Here is a 5,252-nt window from a genome sequence, read left to right on the forward strand (position 1 = left end):
AGACCTGCAAGGCCAACGGCGTCGACCCGCAGGCCTACATCGCCGACGTCACTGGGAAGATCGCAGCGGATTGGCCGGCCGCGCGATGGGACGAACTCATGCCTTGGAACTGGTCCGCGCAAACCGCAGAGCGAGTGGCGCAAGCCGCGTAATCTGCGGCCTGCCGGCCACGCTTACGGTGCATCCATAATCGACGCAGTGGCTACCGAAATCATTTGTATACCCGACGGCCGTCCAGTTGCTGTCATCATGTCAACGTCGGTAACGTCTCGATGATCGATCCACCATTTGGCCTCTGTCACTTGGAGACATGCATGATAATCGGCAACCTTACAAAGTGCTTTTATCGCTGCGAGGCGCTTCGCCCTGATGGTCGACGCCCAGCTGATCTGGTGATCAGTGCCGGTCAGCGCCGGAAGGCCGAGGTGCATGACTGCAGCACTGCTGAGCGCTGCAGTAGCGGCGGCCTCGGCTCTCTTTTCGACACCGAAGCAGTCGCGACATGTTGTTGTCTTTAACCACCGCGCCTTGCGTCCCTGTTGGCTATCATAGCCGGCAGATAATGAGTCTGCTCATGACCGCAAGCATGAATGATTTTCTGTTCCATGGCCGTGATGATGCCCGTCCATGTTTTGAGTGCAACGTCAATGAGTCAGGCTGAATCGGAATTACGCCCAGTGGGTAACGACTGAGCAAGAAGCGTCTTTCTAGGTCAGCGCAACGCCTTCGGCATTTACCAGGTCAGGGCCAACTAACGTACCAATTAGCCGTACGCGCTTTTCTACCAGATCAACCGGGGTGCGATGCAGTTCGAGCTGGTAGCGCCCACCAACATCCCGACGAAGATAGAACTCTCCGCCTTCGCGAATTAAGGTGCCCACCTCATCGATCCGGGCCCCAATCGCTATCATCGCTTCGGCATCATTTCACTCTGATAACGTACAACTTTGCCAATCGGACGGTTAGAAAGTACCATCGGGCATGTGTCAGCTATCACGTTCGGCACGCTTGCGATCGGCTTTCTTTGCACGGCTCACCGCAGCGGCATGCTGACGCGCACGTTTTTCCGATGGCTTCTCGTAATGGCGACGCAACTTCATCTCTCTATAAACACCCTCGCGCTGCAGCTTCTTTTTGAGTGCACGAAGGGCTTGGTCGACGTTGTTGTCGCGGACGGTGATCAGCATGGCTGCTGGGCTTTCGTGCAGGTTCGTGGGTCGCTTCAGAACGCCCTATGGTCCAAGGTTGCCTCTGCCAAGTACGAATGCAAGATTCTTTGGGCTCAAACCCAATCAAGCTATTGATTTAAAGAGGGCTTCCTGATTCACAGAGCGTGGGACGATAGAGGCGGTAGAAGGCGTTGTTCTGGTTATCGGCCGAGGCATGGAAGGCGATCGAGCCGCATTTGCCGAAGAACCAGCTCCGCGCCCGGCGGGTCGACGACCGACGGGTAATTTCGGGCATCATTCATGTGCTGAAGGTCGGCTGCCGGTGGTGCGACTGCCCGGTGGACTACGGTCCGACGACGACGATCTATAATCGCTTCATCCGCTGGTCGCAGCGGAGGTCTGGGGTGAAATTGGTCGCTACGCTGTCGACGCGGGCGTCGTGACAAGAAGCACGGCGATCGACAGCACGTACATCAAGATCCACCGCGCTGCATTTCGCGCAAAAGGGGGCGCTCCGCGCAAGCGATTGGGCGGTCCCCGGGGCCCACCGTATAGACCGTACCCGAAACCGACACAGGTGGTCAGGTAGAGTATACCAAGGCGCTTGAGAGAAGTGTCCGCGATATCTGCTTGCCGACAAACCTGTCCTGAGCTTGTCGAAGGGGGCTACGATGCCGATAGCCTGCGCCGTTCACTCCGTGAGGCAGGCGCTATCCCCGTCATTCCTAGACGCTGCAACCGGAAGCGAACCATTCGCTACGACAAACAGCGATACTGCGGTCGCCACCTCGTCGAGAATGCCTTCTGCCGCCTGAAAGACTTCCGCCGGATCGCTACCCGTTACGACAAGCTCGCCGCCAACTTCCTCTCAGCCGTAGCTCTCGCAACAGCTCTCGCCTTCTGGCTGTGAATTAGTCTGAACCCTAGTAGTTATCGCGACAAAACTGGCGCCAGTATAATCGGTGTTTAGCCGGCTGAAATTATGGCCCCTGTGATATTGATCGAAGACTGCTCGGAGCGCGTCAAATTGCTCGGGGGTAATTTCCAAAGTGCGAGAGTTGACCTGTGTCGAGTCCAGATGGCCCTTGAAGTGGGTCATTACCGCTCGGGAACAATTGCGTAGTCAAGCGTTAGTGCAAACCGGGTTCCGCAACGTCCCCGGTCGGCCCGCTTTTCCGAACCCCCGGGGGCGGGCCGTTATCCCGATTTTAATTATGCGCCGTCATATAAGTTCTCGAGGCTTCGCCCTCACACCGCACGGCCCCTGCTCGCCGTAACGCCCCCCCCCAGATCGGGCGAGCAGGAAGTTCAGTTCAAAAAAAAGCAGCCCTTGTAGCATACTGGTCGCGTGCATATTTCGATTAACGCTGATAATTGGAATCGCACGTGTCGTTGCTTCCATAAAGCCCTGCCTACCATCTTGTGATATCGGTCGCTTCTCGGTTGCCTTTGGGGTAACATTACCAGCCGCAGCTGTAATGATTTACAGTTTAAGTATTACCACGAATGATACAGGGTAAAATGCATAGTCGGTATTAAGCAGCTATTATTGAACCATATGCCGCAAAAAATCTGTCACTCTTCAAGGCGCAGCGCGAGCACATCGAAGAGTGAGGGAGTCTAAGCAAGCGCCAGCCTCGAGCTTCGGTCCATCACAAATTAGAAAATGCGGTATCGGACATGAACCATTTCGGACAGCTTTGTTCATATTGTAGTTCGGTTGCTCGCAACCTGCTTATCCGGTACGGAACGCTTCGCCCCATCGATACGTCGTTTACGAATTTGGGGACGGCCCAGCTGCTCGGGCAACAAAGCTTTAACTTCTGTCATACGAAACCACTTAGACTCATCGCGCGCGCTCTAGCTTCGAGAACGATTCCTAGCTTCGCCCGCATGGCGATCCCACCTTGGTATTCCGGGTGGGATCGCGACGGCATTGCAACTCGCGGAATTATATAGATGCGGCAAAAAGCTTCTCCGCCGCAGATTCATAAATCGGCTGCCTGAGACTACCTACTGCTCCGGGGAGCTTAAAATTTCAGTGCCGTCATCCAGCCGGAACGGCTCGTTCTCCGACTCTGAGTCAACCCCCGCCGTAACGATGATGCCCAAAAGCGCGGTTTCGCGAATGTAGAAACTCGCCCCGGCTACCGTTCGCATTTCGATTAGGCGGCCGACGCTCTTTGCTTCCACCACTGCGACAGGTTCGGCACTTCCCAGTACCAAAGCTGAAACGCCGCTTCCTCGTGTAAGACCATCCAAAAGCTTATCGACCAATCGGTCAGCGGCGTCGTCGATTTCGATCATAGCGTTCCTTTCAGGCCTTTGGCGCAACACCTAACACAAGAGGGTATCTGCTGACCAACGCCGTAGTGGAGGCCGCGCTATCGAAGCCGGCCGCCTATAAGCGCTTCGACCACGAAATACGATTGTGCGCCATCCAGACGGCTTTCGTTATCAGTTAGTATGATAGAATGTTCTCTGATCTCCGAGGTTCGGCGTAAAGCAAAACGGAGAGTGAGAAAGTATGACCGAGCAGTTAGGCTCGGGCTCCTGTCCATCACTGCGCTATTGGATATTAACGTCGCGGATGCTGTATACATCAAGTTTGATATTGTAAGAGGCTCACTGGCTCGTCAGTTTCCCGCGACGTTCATGGATGGAAGCCAGTATGCGTTCGTGCGCTCGGCCGTCCCCCCTGTCATGAATGGCTCGTCTATGAGCTCAGCTGGCAGCGAGTAGGCGACCATATCACGTGTCGTGTCTGTCGTCTTGTAGCCCCTGGCAATTGGCTTACCCCATCTTCCGCGGCTTCCGCGTCAGCCAATCTATTTAAGAGCCTATGCGCAGTCGACTGATTCAGGCAAACCGTTCTGATGATTAAGATCTTTTCGGTCCTGACGCTTGCATTCTCACCCGCGTCAGAAGGAAGCGTGCCACTGACACGGGCAGCTTGGGAAAGCTGCCTTCAATCATTCGCTCAGACAGAAAGTTTAGGATCTGGAAGTGAGGTTACGATCGCCTTGAACGCCTTAAGCGCCTGTTCTTCCGAGCGAGGTCTATACACCAGGGCTCTAACACGAAGCGCGAACGGCATAATTGAGAATGGGCAGACGCCGGCTGCTCAGGCCCAGCAGCGATTATCCGTAGATCAACGAGATCTCACCGTTCGCCTTATAGCTTTCATACGGCGAATCCGACGGTAGCAATTTACTACTGGATGGTAAACGCCTCACCGCCCGAGCAAACTAACATTAACTTAGACTGTAATCATCCGGGTGGCTTTATTTGAAGATTAGCTGTTTCCGTCCGAGTGCTTAATCCTACGGTTGATGGTGCGGTCCTTTCGCTGGAATGGAAGGAAACCGTATGGGACAGGTTCGTCACGGGAGCGCCACGACCACGCATGCAGTCGGAACAGCAATGCCGCAATCGCGTGTTTTGTTTTAGATACTGAGGCGAGAGCTGAAAATCAATCCAAAGACTGTGTTGAAATGGCCAAAGCAGGCGACGGTTGAGGGAATTGAAGACCGGACAGCATGTCCTTCACTCCACGACCGTTACCAAAGCCCGGGAAGTGGCGATTGTCGTATTCTGCTGTCACACGATTGCCTCTATGCTTTGCAGCCCTTGATCCCTCATCTGACACGGTCAGCGCTGCAGCGTTGCCTGCAGCGGCACCGCATCTCTCTTCTACCGGACATCGAGGGCGATAAGTCTGAGCGACAACGTTTCAAGCGCTACCGATCGGCTTCTTTCACAAGGGTATCGTCAAGGTTCAAACTGCCGTAGAATTCAAGGCCACTCAGCTTGTCGACGAGGCTGACACGCGAACGGCATGGGAGTTCCTCCACACGATCCTGACTGACAATAGTATTCAATTCGCTAAGCAGCTGCGCAACAGAAACACGGACGAGCCGCGTCAGATGCGTTTCGACATGATCTATGAGGCAAACGGCATCGAGCACGGGCTATTCAAACCCATTGAGGTGGCCCCCTAAATGACCTGACAGGGCCCCGCTCTTAGATAAGAGTGAGGCATATGACTGACGGTACGACCAGGCGTTACAACGATGGCGAGGT

General features: G+C 54.8%; 4 protein-coding genes and 1 pseudogene. 2 read left to right on the plus strand and 3 right to left on the minus strand.

Going from position 1 to position 5,252, the window contains the following annotated elements; all coding sequences use genetic code 11:
• Window positions 1–152: transposase domain-containing protein (locus ASE69_RS12540; RefSeq protein ID WP_156362325.1), on the plus strand; the 152-nt coding region annotated here is incomplete at its 5' end.
• Between the two features lie 555 nt (window positions 153–707).
• Here ASE69_RS12540 and ASE69_RS21450 read toward each other — a convergent pair.
• A complete protein-coding gene (locus ASE69_RS21450) occupies window positions 708–911 on the minus strand; it encodes a DUF5818 domain-containing protein (protein WP_082453103.1) in 204 nt (67 codons plus the stop codon).
• Between the two features lie 75 nt (window positions 912–986).
• A complete protein-coding gene (gene rpsU / locus ASE69_RS21455) occupies window positions 987–1,187 on the minus strand; it encodes a 30S ribosomal protein S21 (RefSeq protein WP_082453104.1) in 201 nt (66 codons plus the stop codon).
• Window positions 1,188–1,360: 173 nt separating this feature from the next.
• On the opposite strand from rpsU, the pseudogene ASE69_RS22590 reads away from it, so the two are divergent.
• A pseudogene (locus ASE69_RS22590) lies at window positions 1,361–2,079 on the plus strand (transposase).
• Between the two features lie 1,103 nt (window positions 2,080–3,182).
• On the opposite strand, the gene ASE69_RS12555 reads toward ASE69_RS22590, so the two are convergent.
• On the minus strand, window positions 3,183–3,476 hold the full coding sequence (locus tag ASE69_RS12555) for a hypothetical protein (RefSeq protein ID WP_056487140.1): 294 nt from the start codon (window positions 3,474–3,476) through the stop codon (window positions 3,183–3,185).
• Window positions 3,477–5,252 lie beyond the last annotated feature (1,776 nt).

The sequence above is a fragment of the Sphingomonas sp. Leaf208 genome, from assembly GCF_001421415.1.
Classification (GTDB): domain Bacteria; phylum Pseudomonadota; class Alphaproteobacteria; order Sphingomonadales; family Sphingomonadaceae; genus Sphingomonas.